This is a genomic window from Mesorhizobium sp. M1307, assembly GCF_040318155.1.
Classification (GTDB): domain Bacteria; phylum Pseudomonadota; class Alphaproteobacteria; order Rhizobiales; family Rhizobiaceae; genus Mesorhizobium.
Genome location: NZ_JAMYLR010000017.1, coordinates 34,860 through 53,345, shown reverse-complemented (window position 1 = coordinate 53,345; position 18,486 = coordinate 34,860). Strand labels below are relative to the sequence as shown.

20 protein-coding genes and 3 pseudogenes are annotated in these 18,486 nt (G+C 60.1%); 7 read left to right on the top strand and 16 right to left on the bottom strand.

Annotated elements, in window-relative coordinates; translation table 11 throughout:
* The first annotated feature begins 68 nt into the window (after positions 1 to 68).
* Positions 69 to 437 (top strand): response regulator transcription factor, encoded by a 369-nt coding sequence (locus NKH16_RS19505; RefSeq protein ID WP_352608321.1) that lies wholly within the window; start codon positions 69 to 71, stop codon positions 435 to 437.
* Positions 438 to 524: 87 nt separating this feature from the next.
* Here NKH16_RS19505 and NKH16_RS19500 read toward each other — a convergent pair whose 3' ends face one another.
* The 9 genes and pseudogenes from NKH16_RS19500 to NKH16_RS19460 all read right to left on the bottom strand — a co-directional run.
* The gene (locus tag NKH16_RS19500) at positions 525 to 962 is read right to left on the bottom strand and encodes an HdeD family acid-resistance protein (RefSeq protein ID WP_352901199.1); all 438 of its coding nucleotides are present in this window, start codon (positions 960 to 962) and stop codon (positions 525 to 527) included.
* Positions 962 to 1,087 carry a hypothetical protein gene (locus tag NKH16_RS19495; RefSeq protein WP_352901196.1) on the bottom strand — a complete coding sequence of 42 codons (126 nt, stop codon included), beginning with the start codon at positions 1,085 to 1,087 and terminating at the stop codon, positions 962 to 964. Before NKH16_RS19495 ends, NKH16_RS19500 begins: the two co-directional genes overlap by 1 nt.
* A gap of 280 nt (positions 1,088 to 1,367) precedes the next feature.
* Positions 1,368 to 1,832, bottom strand: a complete 465-nt coding sequence (locus NKH16_RS19490) for an NAD(P)/FAD-dependent oxidoreductase (protein ID WP_502911717.1) — start codon at positions 1,830 to 1,832, stop codon at positions 1,368 to 1,370.
* Positions 1,829 to 2,050 carry a hypothetical protein gene (locus NKH16_RS19485; protein ID WP_352901325.1) on the bottom strand — a complete coding sequence of 74 codons (222 nt, stop codon included), beginning with the start codon at positions 2,048 to 2,050 and terminating at the stop codon, positions 1,829 to 1,831. The genes NKH16_RS19490 and NKH16_RS19485 overlap by 4 nt, the downstream gene beginning before the upstream one ends.
* Positions 2,051 to 2,064: 14 nt before the next feature.
* Entirely contained in the window at positions 2,065 to 2,877 is an 813-nt protein-coding gene (locus tag NKH16_RS19480; protein WP_352901193.1) for an NAD(P)-binding protein, read from the bottom strand.
* Positions 2,878 to 3,001: 124 nt separating this feature from the next.
* Positions 3,002 to 3,307, bottom strand: a complete 306-nt coding sequence (locus NKH16_RS19475; RefSeq protein ID WP_352901191.1) for a UBP-type zinc finger domain-containing protein — start codon at positions 3,305 to 3,307, stop codon at positions 3,002 to 3,004.
* 63 nt (positions 3,308 to 3,370) lie between these two features.
* Complete coding sequence (locus tag NKH16_RS19470) at positions 3,371 to 4,192, bottom strand: alpha/beta fold hydrolase (protein WP_352901188.1); 822 nt, start codon at positions 4,190 to 4,192, stop codon at positions 3,371 to 3,373.
* 171 nt (positions 4,193 to 4,363) lie between these two features.
* Positions 4,364 to 5,175, bottom strand: a pseudogene (istB, locus tag NKH16_RS19465) (IS21-like element helper ATPase IstB).
* A pseudogene (locus NKH16_RS19460) lies at positions 5,165 to 5,336 on the bottom strand (IS21 family transposase); the annotation flags it as partial. The pseudogenes istB and NKH16_RS19460, both read right to left, overlap by 11 nt.
* Between NKH16_RS19460 and NKH16_RS19455 the strand changes: the two are divergent.
* The 6 genes and pseudogenes from NKH16_RS19455 to NKH16_RS19430 all read left to right on the top strand — a co-directional run.
* Positions 5,327 to 5,464, top strand: a pseudogene (locus NKH16_RS19455) (aminoglycoside phosphotransferase); the annotation flags it as partial. The pseudogenes NKH16_RS19460 and NKH16_RS19455 sit on opposite strands and share 10 nt — an antisense overlap.
* Positions 5,465 to 5,676: 212 nt before the next feature.
* On the top strand, positions 5,677 to 6,243 hold the full coding sequence (locus NKH16_RS19450) for a hypothetical protein (RefSeq protein ID WP_352901302.1): 567 nt from the start codon (positions 5,677 to 5,679) through the stop codon (positions 6,241 to 6,243).
* A gap of 23 nt (positions 6,244 to 6,266) precedes the next feature.
* Complete coding sequence (locus tag NKH16_RS19445) at positions 6,267 to 6,977, top strand: hypothetical protein (protein WP_352901299.1); 711 nt, start codon at positions 6,267 to 6,269, stop codon at positions 6,975 to 6,977.
* 256 nt (positions 6,978 to 7,233) lie between these two features.
* Positions 7,234 to 8,046, top strand: a complete 813-nt coding sequence (locus tag NKH16_RS19440; RefSeq protein WP_352502287.1) for a helix-turn-helix domain-containing protein — start codon at positions 7,234 to 7,236, stop codon at positions 8,044 to 8,046.
* A 147-nt stretch (positions 8,047 to 8,193) separates the two neighbouring features.
* Positions 8,194 to 9,093: a sugar phosphate isomerase/epimerase family protein gene (locus NKH16_RS19435; protein ID WP_352502286.1), complete on the top strand. Its 900-nt coding sequence runs from the start codon at positions 8,194 to 8,196 to the stop codon at positions 9,091 to 9,093.
* 2 nt (positions 9,094 to 9,095) lie between these two features.
* Positions 9,096 to 10,196, top strand: coding sequence for a Gfo/Idh/MocA family protein (locus tag NKH16_RS19430; RefSeq protein ID WP_352901185.1), 1,101 nt, complete (start codon positions 9,096 to 9,098; stop codon positions 10,194 to 10,196).
* Between the two features lie 242 nt (positions 10,197 to 10,438).
* Here the strand turns inward: NKH16_RS19430 and NKH16_RS19425 are convergent, their stop codons facing one another.
* The 7 genes from NKH16_RS19425 to NKH16_RS19395 all read right to left on the bottom strand — a co-directional run bounded on the left by NKH16_RS19425 (position 10,439) and on the right by NKH16_RS19395 (position 18,423).
* The gene (locus tag NKH16_RS19425; RefSeq protein WP_352502284.1) at positions 10,439 to 10,984 is read right to left on the bottom strand and encodes a VOC family protein; all 546 of its coding nucleotides are present in this window, start codon (positions 10,982 to 10,984) and stop codon (positions 10,439 to 10,441) included.
* A gap of 89 nt (positions 10,985 to 11,073) precedes the next feature.
* The gene (locus NKH16_RS19420; protein WP_352901182.1) at positions 11,074 to 12,660 is read right to left on the bottom strand and encodes a GMC family oxidoreductase; all 1,587 of its coding nucleotides are present in this window, start codon (positions 12,658 to 12,660) and stop codon (positions 11,074 to 11,076) included.
* Positions 12,661 to 12,713: 53 nt separating this feature from the next.
* Positions 12,714 to 14,030, bottom strand: coding sequence for a histidinol dehydrogenase (gene hisD / locus NKH16_RS19415; RefSeq protein WP_352502282.1), 1,317 nt, complete (start codon positions 14,028 to 14,030; stop codon positions 12,714 to 12,716).
* Positions 14,031 to 14,100: 70 nt separating this feature from the next.
* Entirely contained in the window at positions 14,101 to 15,381 is a 1,281-nt protein-coding gene (locus NKH16_RS19410; protein WP_352718708.1) for an ABC transporter substrate-binding protein, read from the bottom strand.
* A 115-nt stretch (positions 15,382 to 15,496) separates the two neighbouring features.
* Positions 15,497 to 16,660 carry an ABC transporter ATP-binding protein gene (locus NKH16_RS19405; RefSeq protein ID WP_352901179.1) on the bottom strand — a complete coding sequence of 388 codons (1,164 nt, stop codon included), beginning with the start codon at positions 16,658 to 16,660 and terminating at the stop codon, positions 15,497 to 15,499.
* 4 nt (positions 16,661 to 16,664) lie between these two features.
* Positions 16,665 to 17,570 (bottom strand): carbohydrate ABC transporter permease, encoded by a 906-nt coding sequence (locus tag NKH16_RS19400; protein ID WP_352901176.1) that lies wholly within the window; start codon positions 17,568 to 17,570, stop codon positions 16,665 to 16,667.
* The gene (locus NKH16_RS19395; protein ID WP_352901173.1) at positions 17,548 to 18,423 is read right to left on the bottom strand and encodes a carbohydrate ABC transporter permease; all 876 of its coding nucleotides are present in this window, start codon (positions 18,421 to 18,423) and stop codon (positions 17,548 to 17,550) included. Before NKH16_RS19395 ends, NKH16_RS19400 begins: the two co-directional genes overlap by 23 nt.
* Positions 18,424 to 18,486: the final 63 nt, after the last annotated feature.

Here is an 18,486-nt window from a genome sequence, read left to right as displayed (position 1 = left end):
GCGCCCCGGTGGGCGCATTTGGATGGCATTAGCGCAGCGCGCTCCAGTATGCTGCGCGAGGAATTTCAATGTCACACGTCAAGACCATTGCCATTGTCGACGATGACCCTTCGGTGCGTCAGGCGACATCCAGCCTGATCCGCTCGCTGGGCATGCACGCCACCACCTTTGCGTCGGCAGAGGACTATCTTGCCGCGCTCGGCACGTCCGATGTCAACTGCCTGATAACTGATGTCCAGATGGATGGGATCGGCGGCGTGGAACTATCCCAGATCCTGCGCGACCGGGGCAATGCAACGCCTGTCATCTTCATAACGGCCTTCCCCGACGAGCGTATCCGCGAACGGGTCATGGCCGCCGGCGCCATTGGCTTCCTGGGCAAGCCCTTCGAGAGCCAGATGCTGATCGACTGCATCGAAACCGCCCTTGCGGCGTGAGGTCGGCTTCCCTCTGACGCGTGTTCCACATGCAAAAATGGCCGCCCGACACGGGGCGACCCTTTCTGCGATACTGGCAGCACTTGCCTAGCGCTGGCGCAGCGCCCAGGCCATGCCCAGCGCGCTGAGCCCTTGGAAGATCAGGTCCACACTCAGGATGGCGCCCAGAAGCCACAGGCTGACCCCGGGCCATGCCAGAAGGACCGCCAGACCAGCCAAGGCGGTCACCGTTCCCATGGCAGCGAGCGACCAGGAAGGACTGCCCTTGTGTTCAAGCGCGGCCGAGCCGATGCGGGATGCGCCGCCAATCACCAGCAACACGCCGATCAGCAACGTCAACCCGGCACTGGCCAGCAGCGGGTTGGTAAATGCCAAAACGCCCGCGACGGTGTAGAGCACGCCGCCAACCGTCCAAAGGATCTTGGCCTGCCAGCCCGGGGCGGTGAAGGCAAAGCCCACCTGCGCAAGACCGGCAATGATCATCATTGCGGCAATATAGATGATCGAAAAGACGGTTGCGAGCATCAGGCTTGCGCTGCCAGCAGACCGGCGACGAGCAGGGCCAAGCCCAGCGTAGCCAGCCAGATCCGGCCGTTGCGGGGTTTGTCGGAAACAATGCTGCTGGCGGTTGAGGTGGATATGTCGTCCATTTTCATCTCCTGTCTTCAAGGGTTGGAGGGACGGTCTGGTGCAATGCGTACCCGCGATCAGCCCGCGTCGGCGGCGATGAACTCCGCCCCGACATACCGTCCTCTCGATGACTACAAGGATCGCATGGGCACCATCGTGGGGTCTGTCATACGTGTAGGCGGCCCGGACGTGTCTTGGTTTGATTGCCCCATACGCAGGTATGGGTCGCCCGCCGTGACAGGAGGTCGCCCGGCCGCAAGGCCTGCCGATCATCGGTTAGGCCGGACGGCTTTTGACCCATCAAGGGGCAGAAGAGCGGGCAGCCAGCGCGGCATGGATCTGGGCGATTACGGCAGCCCCTTCGCCGACCGCCGCAGCAATGCGCTTGGTGGAGCCTGCCCGCACGTCGCCTATGGCAAACACGCCCGACATGGAGGTCTCCAGCGGCAAACGACCGGCCGGCGGCGGGATGGCAGCCATACCCGCACCCGTCACAATGAACCCGTGGCTGTCCGTTTCGACACAGCCGTCCATCCAGCTAGTGTTGGGATCGGCGCCGATGAACAGGAACAGGTGTCGCAGCGCCAGCCTGCTGTCCTGCCCACTCTTCCGATGGCGCAGGACCACTGCATCGAGCCCGGCGACCTCATCGCCCTCCAGCGCCGACACCTCGGAGCTGGCATGCAGCACCACATTGGGCAGCGATGCGATGCGGTCGATCAGATAGCGCGACATGGTGGCCGTCAGATCGGGCCGGCGGATCATCCCCCATTGAAGCCAGGCTGTGCGAGGGCGAGGAGATTGCGCTGGTTGGCGGCGGCAATTCCGCTGGCCAGGCTGTGGCCTTTCTGGCGCCGCGGGTGAAAAAGCTGCATCTGGTGCGCCCCGGAGGCCACCACCGTGGTCCGGGCCCGGATGACCTGCCCGTCAGACAACGTCAGGGCGGTCAGGCGCTGATCCGTCAGAGACTTCAGGGCGGTCACCGACTGCGCCAGCGCTATTTTCGTGCCAAATTTGAGCGCCTGGCTGAAGGCGCGCCCGGCCAGCGCCTGGCCGGAAATGCCACTGGGAAAGCCGAGATAGTTTTCGATTCGGGCCGATGCGCCGGCCTGCCCACCAATGGCATGGCCTCCAGCACGACTACGCTGAGCCCTTCTGACGCGGCATAGACCGCCGCCGCCAGTCCCGAGGGACCAGCACCGATGATGGCTGTGTCATAGACGACGTCCGTGTCGATGGTCGGCGATATGCCGATGCAATGCGCCAGCGCAGCATCGTCCGGACAGCGCAGCGTGCTGCCGTCAGCGCAGACCACCAGCGGCAGAGTGGCCCCGCCGGGCTGCATCTGCGCAACGAAGGCCCGAGCCCTCTCATCAACTGATACGTCCAGCACGACATGGGGAAAGCCATTGCGGGCCAGAAAGCCACGCAGGCGCACCATGTCCGGACTATTGGGAACACCGATGAGGATCGGTCCCCCGCTGCCGGCGTCGATCAGCGCAGCCCGCCGAAGCATGAACGCACGCATCACCATTTCGCCAATATCGGCCGAACCGATCACCAGCGCCCGCACCTGCGCCGCCGTCAATAGCACCGCCTGACACCCCTGCGCACCGGCGCGGCCGCCGGCCAGCGTCGGCTGCCCCGTCAGCTGGTTGATTTCCCCGCTGAACTGCCCGGGGCCAAGCGTCTGGATCAGGCGCTCATCGTCGAGGCCCGCATGCGAAAAAATGTCCATCGTGCCGGCGACGATGAACCAGGCAGGCGCGTCTGTCGCGCCCACTGCATAGGCCAGGGCACCTGGCGTCAATGTCGCCGGGGCACCGCCGCTCCGCCGCTCGACCACAGCGAGTTGATCAAGCCGTCAGGGTGGGAAAGCGTCGATCCTCAGTGGTCTCGCTGGTAGCCATGGCCCAAACCCTCCTGGCAATAATTCAGTAGTAGCGGGGGATTGGCCCCAGCTGCGGCGTCTGGGAAGGCAGATCGATCATCATCTCGTCGACATAGCACCAGCCCCAGCCCTCGGGCGGGTCATAGCCTTCGATGATCGGGTGACCGGTATGGTGGAAATGGGCGGTGGCATGGCGTCCGGGCGACTGATCGCAGCAACCGACATGGCCGCAGGTGCGACAGATGCGCAGGTGCAGCCAGCGCTGCCCGCTCCTAAGACACTCCTCGCAGCCGCGGCTACCGGGCGTCACCTCGCGTATGGTCTGTACATGCGTGCAATGGCTGGACATGGGAGTCTCTCCTGGGCCGAAAGAAAGTGGGCCACACAGTGGCTGCGTGGCCCCGGGCGCTGATCAGGCCCTGATGAAGGCGAGCACGTCAGCATTGAATTTTTCGGCCTCGGTTTCGGCCAGACCATGCGGCGCGCCGGGATAGATCTTGAGCTCGGCGCCCTTGACGATCTTGGCCGTCTTGAGGCCGGCCGCTGCAATCGGCACGATCTGGTCAGCATCGCCGTGCACCACCAGCGTGGGCTTGTCGATCTTCTTGAGGTCCTCGGTGTAGTCGACCTCGGAGAATTCGCGGATGCAGTCATACTCGGCCTTGATGCTGCCCTGCATGCCCAGCCGCCAGAAGGTGTCGCGCAGACCCTGGTTGACCTTGGCGTCTTCCTTGTTGAAGCCGTAGAACGGCATCGACAGGTCCTTGAAGAACTGCGACCGGTCGGTGGCCGTTCCCTTGCGGAGTCCGTCGAACGCCTCAATCGGCGTACCCTCGGGATTGGCTTCGGTCTTGAGCATCAAGGGCGGCACGGCACCAACCAGCACCATCTTGGCGACCCGTGCCGTGCCGTGCCGGCCAACGTAATGGGCGATCTCGCCGCCGCCGGTCGAGTGCCCGACCATGATCATGTCCTTGAGATCGAGCGCCTCGATCAGCTCGGCCAGATCGTCGGCATACTGGTCCATGTTGTTGCCGGCCCATGGCTGGTCCGATTTGCCGTGGCCGCGGCGGTCATGGGCGATCACGCGGTAGCCCTGCGAAGCAAAGAACAGCATTTGCGGCGCCCACGCGTCGCCGGCCAGCGGCCAGCCATGCGAGAACAGGATCGGCTGACCCGTGCCCCAGTCGGTGTAGGAAATTGCGGTGCCGTCGGTGACCTGAAAAATGCTCATTTTGCTCTCCACTGTCGCGAACCCGCCGGTGCGGCCGGTTGATAGGGAGAGCATCGGCCAGACGATGATTTGGCACCATTCTACGAGTGGTTCGTGGCATCATACTTGTGTATGCCTGTTGATTTCCGTCGAGAAGTGACCCTGGCTTTCCACTGAGAAGTGACCCGCCTTTTAATTGTGTTCTTGGTCAAATGTGGTGGTCAAGGGTCTGGGTTTCTCCTTCGTTTTTGGCGGCGCATGGGCCGAGCTGTTCTTGAAGCGGAAGCTGTCGTTTCCGGTCTCGAGGATGTGGCAATGATGGGTGAGCCGGTCGAGCAGCGCCGTCGTCATCTTGGCATCGCTGAAGACGCTGGCCCATTCACTGAAGCTGAGATTGGTGGTGATGACCACGCTGGTATGCTCGTAAAGCCTGCTGAGCAGGTGGAAGAGCAAGGCGCCGCCTGAGGCACTGAACGGCAGGTAGCCGAGCTCATCGAGGATGACCAGATCACAGTGAGCCAGGCGGCCGGCAATCTGGCCAGCTCGCCCCTGCATTTTCTCCTGCTCGAGCGCATTGACCAGCTCGACGGTCGAGAAGAAGCGGACGCGTTTCTGATGATGCTCGATGGCCTGCACCCCGATGGCGGTGGAGACATGGGTCTTGCCGGTACCAGGGCCACCGACCAGAACGATGTTATTGGCTTCCTTGAGGAAGTCGCAGCGATGAAGCTGGCGCACCAGGGCCTCATTGATCTCGCTGCTGGAGAAGTCGAAGCCATTGAGGTCGCGATAGGCCGGGAAGCGAGCGGTCTTGAGCTGGTAGGCTGTCGATCGAACCTCACGCTCCGCCGTCTCGGCCTTGAGCAGTTGCGACAGGATGGGGATGGCAGCCTCGAAGGCCGGAGCACCTTGCTCGTCAACTCGCCTACGGCCTGGGCAATGCCGTGCATCTTGAGGCTCTTGAGCATGATGATGATCGCGCCGGCGGCGGGGTTATGACGCATGGCGGTTCTCCGAGGCTTTGCGCAGGGCGTCATAGCGCTCGACATTTTGGCTCATTGGTCAGCATCAGGGCTTGGGGCGCATCGATGGTCGGCGGCGTGATGGCTTTGTCGTCAACCAGGCGGTGCAGCAGGTTCAACACGTGAGTCTCGGTTGGGACGCCTGGAGCGGCTCACTGGCGGAGTCGCCAATGAGGTTTGGAGCATGCAAGTCGGTGGGTGGTTTGCAGTCGACCGCGTTGGCACGCGGAGCGACGCTGATCTGGCTTTGGAGACCGGGCTCCTCCAGCACCCGGAGGGTTGTGGTGCGCGGGATCGATCCCGCACTTGTCCACTGTCCCGGGACTGAGGACGAGACTGGAGGACTGCGGTTGCTGGCGGCATGCCGAGCGGTTGCTGTGGAAACGGTCGACCCACCGCCGAGACCACCAGTTTGCAGCCGTGATCGTTGACACTCAGTGTGTACGATGATTAGGTGTCCTCTGTCCGAGGACAGAGGACATGATGAAGAGCCAGGATGTTGTCGTTCTGCTCAAGCTGGCGAGCTTGGAGGACTACTCAAAGGATATCGGTGACGAATCTACGCCGCTCGGGCTAGCCGCGGGCGAGGATCCCTATTCTGTGCGCGGACTCGAGGCAGCCCTCGGAATCAGCAAGACGGAGATCGGCGCTTCGCTCAAGCGCAGCATTGCGGCGGGCCTCGCGATCAAGGACAGGAAGACAGACCGGCCTAAACCGAGCCGGCGCCATCTCCGCGAGTTCATTGTCCACGGTGTGAAATTCGTCTTTCCGGCGAAACCAGGCGCCATGCAGCGCGGGTTGCCGACGGCATTCGCGGCCCCCGTGCTACGTGAATCCCTGCACAGCGCTGGCAATCTCATCTTCGTTTGGCCCTACGCGCATGCAAAAGAAATGGGTCAGTCGGTCGACCCGCTGTTCAAAAGCGTGCCGGAGGCCTGCGAGAAAGACAGGCGGCTCTACGCCTATCTGGCCCTCATCGACGCGATCCGCGTCGGCAATCAACGCGAAAGCAAGCTCGCCGCCGACCTGCTCGTACAGAGGCTGGGATGACCGTCCAAGGTCAGTTGAAGGCCATGTTGAAGGCCGTCGCCGAGGCACTCGGCGAGGAGTTGCGCGCGCGCCTGGTCTTCGTCGGCGGCTGCACGACCGCGCTCTACATTACTGACCCCATCGTTCTCGAAGGGGTGAGAGCGACCGATGATGTCGACCTTATCGTCGATCTCGCTGGTTTCGCAGAATGGGTCGAGCTGACGGAGCACTTGCGCGCACGCGGCTTCACCGAGGCGGCTGACGATTCCGTCATCTGCCGTATGAAACTCGGCGAGCTCAAGGTCGACTTCATGCCGGACGACGAGGCGATCCTCGGGTTCAGCAATCGCTGGTATGCAAAGGGGATCGCGACGGCCGTACCAGAACAGCTGGAGGAGGCGCTCGAGATCCGGCGCCTCACGCCGCCGCTGTTTGTCGCGACCAAGTTGGAGGCATACCGCGGACGCGGCGAAGGCGATCTCATCGCCAGCCGCGATGCCGAGGACATTCTGCTTTTGGTCGACGGGCGGGAGGAGATCGTCGAGGAAATCGCAAACGGCGAGCCGGAGATCCGGGCCTACATCGCCGAACAGGTTACCATGCTGCTCGCTGATCCAAGCTTCGACCATTTCCTGGAGGGAAACATTCGCGGACCAGTGGGCCGCACCGACATCGTCTACGACCGGCTGGTCGCGATCAGCACGCTGGATCTGGATATGCAAGACTGCAGATTATCCGACACTCAAAACGGGTAGATTGCCCCATCACCACCGCCGAGTCCGACGTTGTCGGCGGCGAATGGAATGGCGAGGTCACGGACGACACAGGCTGCGGAAGGCCACACGGGACGTGATATACACGACCTCCACTTTTTGTCACACCAACTAACCGTGCGCTATTCAAACTGACGCGACTGCGGTGTAATCTAGCGTCAATTCGCGGCAACCAAGCTTCAAAAGAGAGGGCATATCGCTGCCAACGCTCAGCGCAGAGCGCAGCAGGAGAACCGCGATGAACCAGCAGGCGAACCTAGCCGATAATCTTAAAACTCTATGCGAGCAGCACGGCACCGTATCGGAAGCATGCCGAAAGTTGGGCATCAATCGTCAGCAATTCAATAAGTATCTCGCCGGAACTCACGCGCCGTCGCAGAAGAATCTCCGCTTGATCGCGAATTTCTTCGGATTGAGCGTCGATGTCATGACATACAATCCGCATGACTTTCAATCGCTTGTCGAGGGAAACCACTTCCATCTGTTCAAGCGGATACAAAAATCGCCTAAGATGATGATGTTTATCACAGAAATACTGTCCGCGAATGCGACAGACGCGGCAGATTTTCTTGGGGCCTACGAACGCTACCACTACTCCTCGATCTACAAAGGTCAGATACTCAGGTCAATATTTTATCTCTATTCGAAAGACGGGATATTGATGCATAGCTACGTTGAACGGTTCCCGAACCTCGATGGCTCTAATAAGATTGACTATATTTTCAAATACCACGGATTCAGTTTCTATATTTCCAATCGCCTGTTCTCAATCGATTTCGAGACCATCCAACGTAACGAGATGACATTCAGCAATCTCGCCTCAATCGACCGAAATTCGAAGAAGTTCATGTTCGGGGTAACCAGCGGAATCGCGGCGAGCATGGTGCGACAGCCGGTTGCGCAAAAGGTGGCCATGCATTTTGTGGGAGACCGGAAGACTCGGAAAGGCGACCTGCGCCGTGCCACGGTGCTTTCACCGAGCGACGCTTCGATACCCAAGGAAGTGATCACCTATCTTACATCCGGAACGTCGACGATAGACTCCATTTGAGATTGACCGTCACCGCTCAAGCGAAGTGCGTCAGAGTGCTCAAGTGTCATGCCGCCTGCGAAATTGCGCTGAGCGCTGCTTGCGGGTGAAGTCAGCTGCCGTCGATGCCTGTCAGCCGCGCGCGTCCACGCCAGTTGGTGGGTGCAGATGGTAAGCACCATCGCAGACGTGCCGGAGCCGCATATGTCGAGAACCGTCAATTCCTACATGATGCCGTTCTCGAACGTAGCGCATCTGTCTTTAACGGACAAATTCCGGGCGACGCAACTTGCCGGCTTCAAGGAGCTGTCGCTCATGCCGCGTGACGTCGAGAGACTGATCGAGGGCGGCAAACCGGCATCGGACATCGTCGCGGAGGCCGCGGATCATGGTGTGCGCATCACCCGGCTCGACCCGTTGAACACCTGGCCGCGGATCTGGCGCCCGGATAATATGGACGAGGCCTACATCGCCACAGTTAACACGCCACCGGACCAGTTTTTTCGCCTGACCGACGCGCTCGGCTGCACCCATGCGAGCCTGAACGCCACCTTTCCGTTGAATGCAATGTCGACAGACGAGATCACGGAGCACTATGTGGCGATCTGCGCCCGCGCGGCTGCGCATGGCCTGAAGTGTGATCTCGAATTCATCCCGCTGTGGGGCGTTCCAACGCTGGAAATGGCATGGAATGTCGTCCGTGATTCCGGCGCGTCGAATGGCGGGCTGGTGTTCGACGTGTGGCATTTCGTGCGCGGAGGCTCCGACATTGGGCTCCTCAAGACGATCCCCGGCGACATGATCCATTGCGTGCAGGTCAACGATGGCCCTCTGGCGCTGCCGAAGGGGGTGACGATCAAAGACAATTGCTACGACCGCCAGTTTCCTGGCGACGGTGAATTCCCGAATGCCGAAATCCTGCGAATCCTGGCGGACACAGGCGGCCTCAACCAGGTCGGACCCGAGGTGTTTTCGCCTACGCTCACGTCAATGAGCGTCGAGGACGTGGCGCGCAAGTCTGCGGAATCGACACGAAACGTGCTTCTGGCCGCAGGTCTGGCGGTCTGAGCTTGAGAAAAGGCTCGACGGGTTCGATCCGACGCCACGCCCCACTCACTGACTGGACGAGGTGTTTCGTTGAAACGGCAAGAGCGACCCAATCAGGCTCCAATCTGGCATTCCTTAACAGCGGTGCAAACGATGGCGACGAAAAACTCGGCCATTTGGAAGGAGGATTTGTGACAATTCAAATTTGCGTTGTAGGCCTGGGCAAGATCGCACAGGATCAGCATCTGCCGGTAGCTGCCAAGAACGCTGACTTCAACCTCGCAGCGGTAGTCAGTTCGCGCGGCTCTTACGGAAATGTGAAAACCTTCAAGACTTTTTCGGAACTCGTCGCAAGCGGGATCAAACTCGATGCCGTCACGCTGTGTATGCCTCCGAAACCGCGCTTCGATATCGCACACCGAGCAATCGACGCCGGATTTCACCTTCTTCTCGAGAGGCCGCCGACATCGACAATCGGTGAACTGGAGGCACTGCTGGCCCATGCTGCCGCCCACAAACGCATTGTCTTCACAGCATGGCATTCGCAACACAACGCGGCGGTCGACGAGGCAAAACGCCTCCTTGCTGGTTTGACGGTCCGCCGTCTGCATGTGTCGTGGAAGGAGGACGTCCGCTACTGGCACCCTGGTCAAGAATGGATCTGGGAGCCAGGCGGGTTCGGCGTGTTTGATCCTGGCATCAACGCATTCTCCATCATCTCGAAAATCATGCCGGTTCCGATCCTTGTAGCCGATGCGCTCCTGATGATCCCGTCGAACAAGGCAACACCCATTGCTGCCTCCATTCGCTTCAAGTCGCCCATTGGGATTGACGCCGATTTGACCGCCGAACTCGACTGGCAACAAACCGGTGAACCATCCTGGGACATAGACGTCGAAACCAACGAAGGCACGACTCTTCAGCTGAGCAACGGCGGGACGCAACTCCGTGTTAATGGCGAGGTTACTCTCGCCGGTTCATCGTCCCAGGAATACGAAGGCATCTATGCCCATTTCGCCGCGCTGTTGAAGTCCGGGAAATCGGATGTAGATTCAACGCCGCTACAACTGGTCTCCGACTGCTTCATGCTGGGGCGACGGGTCGACGCGGACCCGTTTGTCTGAAGGCGACACTTGCTCGGGTGCGCCCAATCCAAGCCATCTGACTGACTGAATCCGCGATTGGGTCGTGGAGTAGTTTGTGGACAAGTCGGAGGGCACTCGTCGCCGCCCAGTTCTTCTGCGCCCGCCCATCTGCACACACAAATGCGCCCCGCAGCCGGGCTGTCCGGACTACGGAGCGCACTTCGCCTTGGGAGGCAATCGAACCCGATTTGGATCGGGGTGGCGGATAGATAGCGGTGGACCTAGTGGCTAGATTGTGTCGGGTTCCACAGCCGCATTCCTGCATTTGCCTCATAGGCCTTGCCGGATGGATAGCTGATAAGTTCCATTTGAAGGCCCCATGGCGCTTCGAAATAGACCCACGACTCGCCCGCTCCGGGACCGTGTTTTTCGAACTCCGGTTTGTCGTAGACTTTAACCCCATGGCTGCGGAGATGTTCGCTGGCTGCGTTGATATCATCCACATAAAAGCACAGATGATAGCCGCCAATGTCGCTGTTTCGGGGGAATACTGTCTTTTGATCAGGGGCCTCGAAATCGAAAAGTTCAATGTTGCTCCCATTGCCACAGCGCATGAAGACGACCTCTTTCATGTGTGCGCGCGGGTGGATATTCATTTTGTCTTGCATGAAATTCCCGGTGTCGTCCTTCAACGATCCGCCGGAGTAGATGAATTCGCATCCGATGATGTCTCGAAAGAAGGCGATCGCCTCTTGCATGTTCGGCACCACCAAACCGGCGTGATCGATCCCTGCCAGTCCAGGGAGGCCCTTCGTCTGATTGTTCATGTCTGTCTCCTTTTTTGAATCCGAAAGATCAAGTTTCCCGGCGCGCCGCCTTCATGGAATGGTGGCAGAAAGGCGCAGCAACCGGCGTGTCAGGTCAATGAGCGCAAGATAAAGTCCGCCCCTCGTTCCCCGATCATTATTGTCGGAGCATTCGTGTTGCCCGACACCACGGACGGCATCGCTGAAGCGTCGATGACGCGCAGGCCGTCGAGGCCGCGGACGCGTAGTTCCGGATCCAGGACGGCGAGGTCGTCGGTCCCCATTCTGCAGGTGCCGCTGGGATGCAAGGACGACTGCGCATACTGCCGTATGTACTGCTCGTAATCGGCTTTCGTCATAAGTTGCTTGCCCGGCATATGCTCACGTTCGATGTATTTTGAGAGCGCCTTCTGGGACATGATCTCTTGGCCGCGTTGAACTGCCTCGACCAGGCAACCGAGATCGGAAGGCTCGGAAAGATAGTTGGGCACGATATGCGGAGGCTGCGCGGGGTCGGAACTTCGTAGCCCCAACCATCCTCTGGACTTCGGTCGGATGTGGGTCGCGTTCAAGGTGCAGCCGAACCCGCCAGGAACCGGGGCGCCGGATTCTATGCCGCTGCCGCACAGGAATATGTACTGAATATCCGGCCGATCGGTGGATTGGCTCGAGCTCCAGAACGCCCCCGAATCCATGACGTTCGACGTAACCGGCCCGCGTCGGAAAAGCAGATACTCCAGGCCTGCCCAAGACTGCCACAGAGGGCTTTTGTAGCGATCGTAGCTGTAGGGTCCCGACAGTTGATAGGTCATATAGATGTCGACATGATCACAGAGATTTTGTCCGACACCAGGCAAATCGTGCACCACGTCGACACCGCAGGATCGCAAATGCGCCGCGGGACCGACGCCGGAAAGCATCAGCAGGTGGGGTGAGTTGATCGCTCCCGCGGATATGATGACTTCACGATCGGCATAGATAGTCGACGTCCGTTGCCCGTCGGCTATCTCTACCCCTACGGCGCGTCCCTGTTTGAAGACGATGCGCAAGACGCGACAATCTGTTCGCACCTTCAGATTTGATCGCCTCTGCGCCGGCTTCAGAAAGGCAACGGCTGCACTCGAGCGCCGGGCGTTGCGAATTGTCAGCTGATAGAAACCACATCCAGCCTGCTCCCCGGAGTTGAAATCCGCATTGAAGGCAAGGCCAGCCTCCTGACAGGCTTTCAGCCATGAACGGCTCAGCGGGTGGACATAGCAGGGATCCGAGACGCCCAGCGGGCCGCCCTCACCATGAGCTTCGTTGGACAGCCGGTCATTGTCCTCGGAGCGTTTGAAAAACGGCAAGACCTCCTTGTAGGACCAACCCGTGGCCCCTTGCTCCACCCAGCGTTCGTAGTCGTCCGGCGCGCCTCGAATGTAGAGCATGGCATTGACGGAACTGCCTCCACCAAGAACCCTGGGCTGGACCATTGTTTGAGCGCCAAGATGCTTGTCCGCCTCGCTGCGGACCTGCTCAAAGCGCTGCAGCAGATTGCCCTGTGCGGTCTTGTAGTAGGTGACCGGCATATGGATGTAGGGGCTGTTGTCTCGGGGGCCTTGTTCAAGCAAGAGCACCGAAACATCGGGATTCTCGCTGAGCCTGGAAGCCACCACGCAACCGGCAGACCCTCCTCCAACCACGATGAAATCGACCATACTCCCTCCAAACAATAGTAGCGCCACGCGTGAGAACGGATTTCCTCTCCGAATTAGGCGTAGCGCCGGGCGCCGGTCCCATAGGGCAGATTCAAGCCGCCATAGCGCCGAAGACGGATGTTGGCCTGTTCCGCGTGACCAACGAAGCCTTCGAGCATGCACAGACGCGAGCAATAGGCTCCGACTTCCGCGGAAGCAGCGTCAGTGTCGATGCGCTGGAATGTGCAGGTCTTGAGGAACTTGCCCACCCACAGCCCACCGGTGTAGCGCGCCGCAAGCTTCGTAGGCAGCGTGTGGTTGGTGCCGATCACCTTGTCGCCATAGGCGACCGTCGTGCGCGGCCCGAGAAACAGCGCGCCATAGTTGGTGAGATTCTCCTGGAAGTAGCGGTCATCCCTTGTCATCACCTGCACGTGCTCACTGGCGATCCTGTCGGCCACCTGGAGCATTTCCACTGCGTCCTCGCACAGAATGACCTCCCCATGATTGGCCCACGCCTTGGCCGCGACCGCCGCCGTCGGCAGGATGGCCAGCAACCGATCGATCTCGTTGAGCGTGTCTCGAGCGAGTTTTTCGGAATTCGTGATCAGAATCGCCGGGGTATCGACGCCATGTTCGGCCTGGCCAAGCAGATCGGTCGCGCAAAGTTCGCCATCCACGGTTTCGTCGGCGATCAAAAGCGTCTCGGTCGGGCCTGCGAAGAGATCGATGCCGACCCGCCCGAAGAGTTGCCGCTTGGCCTCCGCGACAAAGGCGTTACCGGGGCCTACGATCATATCGACGGAGGCGATCGTCTCGGTGCCGAGGGCCATCGCCGCAACGGCTTGCACGCCACCCAGACAATAAATGACGTCGGCGCCCGCCAGATGCTGTGCGGCCACGATCGCCGGCGCCGGCTTGCCTCGAAAGGGCGGCGCGCAACTGATCACCCGCGGACATCCCGCCACCTTTGCCGTGATGATCGACATATGTGCGGAAGCAAGCAATGGGTAGCGGCCTCCCGGTACGTAGCAGCCAACATTCTCGACCGGTATGTTCTTGTGACCGAGGAAAACGCCCGGCAGCGTTTCGACCTCAAGGTCGAGCAGACACGCCCTTTGTTTCTCCGCAAAATTGCGCACCTGTGCTTGAGCAAAACGGATATCGCTGAGTTCACCCATCGAAAGCTGGGACAGGCAATCCTCGATCTCCTGCTCGCTCAGGCGAAAATCTTCACGGTCCCAGCTGTCGAATTTCGCCGAGAGCGCCCGCACCGCCGCGTCACCATGCTCTGCGACGTCGGTGATGATCGCCTCGACCGTCGCGCGCAGTTCGCCTTCGAACACAGCGGGGCGCAAGTTCTCGTCTGCTCGCTTCAAATGGCGTGCCATGGTCATCTCGTCTTTCCGGTTGGCAGGATGCGACACCGCCGGCTTTCGCACCGGCGGCGTCCAAGGAGGGTCAGAGGGAATTCAACCCTTCGACAAGCTTGTCGACTGCCTGCTGCGAGGTCATGTCGGGCGTATTTGCGAACTGTGTAATGACGTCCATGTACGGAGCGCGGATGTCGCGCGGCAGCGCATTGTTTTCGACGAACGAGGGAATGAGCGTGCCGTCTTTCATGCCTTCCTCACGGTCAGCAAAGGCCTGCTTGGAGCAGTCATTGAACCTGTCACGCGGTACATCGAGGCGTGCCGGAATAGAGCCACCTTTGAGGTTCAGGTTCTCCTGAACTTCGATCGACATCGCCGCGCTGGCGAGAATTTCCTGCTTCCTCTGCGCTTCGGGATTCGGCTGCTTGAACATGCCAAAGAAGTCGGTGAGAAAGACGTACGTGTGGCCGTGTCCGGGCGCGGCCGTGCAGAGATAGTCAACGCCAGGCTTCATGTTGACGGCGACGAACTCGCCATTTGCCCAGTCACCCTGGAACTGCATTGCGGCTTCGCCCTTGATCACCTTGCCCGTCTCGATCGCCCAGTCGGTGCCGGCGCGGTTGGGGTCGGCATAGGCGAGCACCTTGCGGAAGGTGTCGAACACCTTGACCATCGTGTCGCTCTTGATGGCTGCGTGGTCGGTCGCCATCACTGCCTTCTTGTAGAAGTCGACGCCGGCCTGGCCGATCAGGATGTCTGTCCAGATTTCGCCCTCCTGCCAGTCGTCACCACCCAGCGCCAGCGGTATTATCCCACCCGCCTTGATCTTCTCGGCAAGCGTCAGGAACTCGTCCCAGCTTTCCGGTACCTTTCCGCCGAACCGGTCGAGAACCTTCTTGTTGATCCAGAGCATGTTCTCGCGCCGCTGGTTGAGCGGCACCGCAACGATCTTTCCATCGACCTTCATGTAGTCGAGCAGAGCGGGAGCGACGAGCTTTTCCCATCCTTCCTTCTCAGCGGTTGCCGACAGATCGCCGAGAGAACCGGCTTGCGCATATTCCAAGACGAACTGACCTGGCATCTGCGATGCGGCGGGCGGATTGCCGGCCGCGAAGCGCGCCTGCAGCGCCTGTGTCATGTTCTTGCCGCCGGCGCCGGCGATCGGCGAGTCCACCCACTTGAGACCCTGCGCGTCGACAGCGTCCTTCAACACCTTCATTGCCGCAGCTTCGCCCGCGGCGGTCCATTGATGGACGACCTCGATTTCGTTTTCGGCGGAGTAGGCCGGTATGCTGATTGCCATTGACGCGACGGCCGCTGCACTCAGCAGAACTGGCCCGAAATATTTCCGCTTCCCCTTGATGCTCATTATGGTTGCTCCTTGTTCGGCAGACATTGGTGCACGAAGGCTCAGACGCGCCGAAACGTCTGCCGCCTTTTTCATTGTCGGTTGTGGCGTGTTGCCTCGAAGGCCCTGGGTTGATCTACCCGGTCGCGAACCGCGTCACGTCGATCGGTGGCATGCCCGCGTCCTCTCCAGCCTGCTCGATGCGCATGCCTGTGTCGACGTCGAATATCTGGATGCCATCGATATCGACCAGGAAGGTTTCGCGGCCTGCCCTCAGCGCCGATTTCGGATGGCACCGCGCAATGACTTTGTTGCCGCCAAGGGTAAGCGTGACGAAAGTGTCGGAGCCCGTTGGCTCGACAAGGTCGACCACCGCATCGACTTTCTGGGTGTGTTCATGATTTTTCTCGTGCGGCAGAAAGATCGCCTCGGGGCGGATACCCGCAATGACCGCCGTCCCCTCTGGGGCGGCAGATGGATTGGCAGGACCCGAGATCGCAAGGTGGATCGGTTTGTCGCCAGCGCCCTCGATTTCAAGCAGCACACGGCCATCCTTTCGACGCATGCGAGCCGGGATCAGGTTCATTGGCGGCGAGCCAATGAACCCCGCGACGTAGGTGTTGGCGGGGCGACCGTAGATTTCGTCGGGCGAGCCGATCTGCTGTATCACCCCCGATTTCATCACCACGATCTTGGTCGCAAGCGTCATCGCTTCGACCTGGTCGTGCGTCACGTAGACGATTGTCGCCGAGAGACGCTGGTAGAGTTTCTTGATCTCGGCGCGCATTTCGACGCGAAGCTTTGCGTCCAGATTCGATAGCGGCTCGTCAAACAGGAAGATCTTGGGCGAGCGCACGAGCGCGCGGCCCATTGCGACACGCTGCCGCTGACCACCCGACAGTTGACCCGGCTTCCGGTCAAGCAGAGCGCCGATCTGCAGCGTCTCCGCGACACGGGCGATCGCCTTGTCGCGCTCTGGCTTTGCCACGCCGCGCACTTTCATGCCGAAGGCGATATTATCGCGAACCGTCATCGTCGGATAAAGCGCATAGGATTGGAACACCATGGCGATGTCGCGATCCTTTGGCTCAAGTCTGGCGACCGAGCGCCCGTCAATCAGAATGTCGCCGCTGCTGATTGGTTCGAGGCCTGCGATGGCGCCGAGCAGGGTCGACTTGCCGCAACCCGACGGGCCGAGCAATACGAGGAATTCGCCGTCCCTTGCCTCGACGTCGATGTTCTCGAGCACCGGGAGGTTGCCGTAGGACTTGTGAAGACTGCGGATGTTGAGTTGTGCCACGGCCCTACCCCTTTACAGATCCGGCCATCAGACCGCGGACGAAATACTTTCCGGCGAACACATAGACGAGGAGCGTCGGCAACGCGGCGAGCATGGCCAAAGCCATGTCGACGTTGTACGGACGCTCTCCGGTGCTGCTCGAGACGATGTTGTTGAGCGCCACCATGATCGGGACATTTCGTCCCGAGGTGAAAGCCACGCCAAACAGGAAGTCGTTCCAGATGCTGGTGAACTGCCAGATGATCACCACCACCATGATCGGCAGCGACATCGGCAGCATCACGTGGCGAAATGTCTGAAAGAAACCCGCGCCGTCTATCCTGGCGGCCTTGGCGAGATCGCTTGGCACAGAGATGAAGAAGTTCCGGAAAAACATCGTCGTAAACGGCAGACCATAGACGACGTGTGCAAGGATCAGGCCGTTGATCGTGCCGGCGAGGCCGAGTTTGCCGAGTGTTTGAGCAAGCGGAATCAGAATTGCCTGGTAGGGCGCAAAGCAGCCAAACAAGATGATCGCATAGACGATGTTCTGCCCGCGAAAATTGACCTGCGTGAGGGCGTAGCCGTTGAGTGCGCCGATTGCCGTGGGAATGAGCGTTGCCGGAACGACCAGGTAGATGGTGTTGAGAAAGAATGGGCTGAGGCCGGTGCATTCGACTCCCACGCACGCGTTCGACCACGCATCGATCCAGGGCTGAATGGTTGGGTGGCGCGGGATGCCGACCAAAGTGCCGAGACGTATCTCCTCCATCGATTTCAACGACGTGGTGATCATCACGAACAATGGCCCGACAAAGAAGAGAACGAAGATGAGAAGGGTGAAGTAGACCGCGGCCCATCCCAGGACTCGTGCGACATCGATACGCGCCGCCGAACGCGGCACCGGGCTAGCGAGCGTTGCGGCGTTCATGGCGTATTTCCGAATAGAGGTAAGGGACAATGATGGCGATCACCGTCATCGTGATCATCACCGCGCTTGCGGCGCCTTGAGCGAGCTGGCCACGTCCAAAAGTGTATTGGTACATGAAGGTCGTCGGCAGATCGCTGGAGAACCCCGGACCGCCATTCGTCAGAGACACGATGAGGTCGAACGAGCGTAGCGCCTGGTAGAGCAGGATGACGATGACGCTGAAGAAGACCGGGCGCAGCATCGGCAGAACGATCGACCAGTAGATTCTCGGCAGGCCAGCGCCGTCGATGCGAGCTGCCTTGAAGAGCTCCGCGTCGACACCTCTCAGGCCCGCCAGGAAAATCGCCATGACGAAACCACAGGACTGCCAGAAGGCGGCAAGCACTATGGTGTAGATGGCCATCTTCGGGTCGATCAGCCAGTCGAACTTGAAATCGACATAGCCCATATCGCGCACCAGTTTCTGGATGCCGAGGCCAGGGTTGAGTATCCATTTCCAGGCGATGCCGGTGACGATGAAGGAGATCGCCATCGGGTAGAGGTATATGCTGCGGATGACGTTCTCGAGCCGCACTTTCTGGTCAAGGAAGATCGCAAGCACCAGGCCGGCAACAACTGAAAGGCCGATGAAGAGCGATGCGAAGATCCAAAGATTGTCGACCGCGATCTGCCAGCGATCAGCCTTCCACAATTTTGCGTATTGCTCGATGCCGACGAAATCGTACTTGGGGAAGAAGCGCGACGAGGTCAGGGAAACGACGACCGTCCACAGGATGTAGCCGTAGACGACCAGCAACGTGACCAGCAAAGTCGGCAGCAACACCAGCCAGGATTTCGAGGGCCAGCCGGTCAAAATTTCTGTGATCGTTGCTCGGGGGCTATTCGTCGTCACGTGACTCTTGCGCCTCTCAGGTTT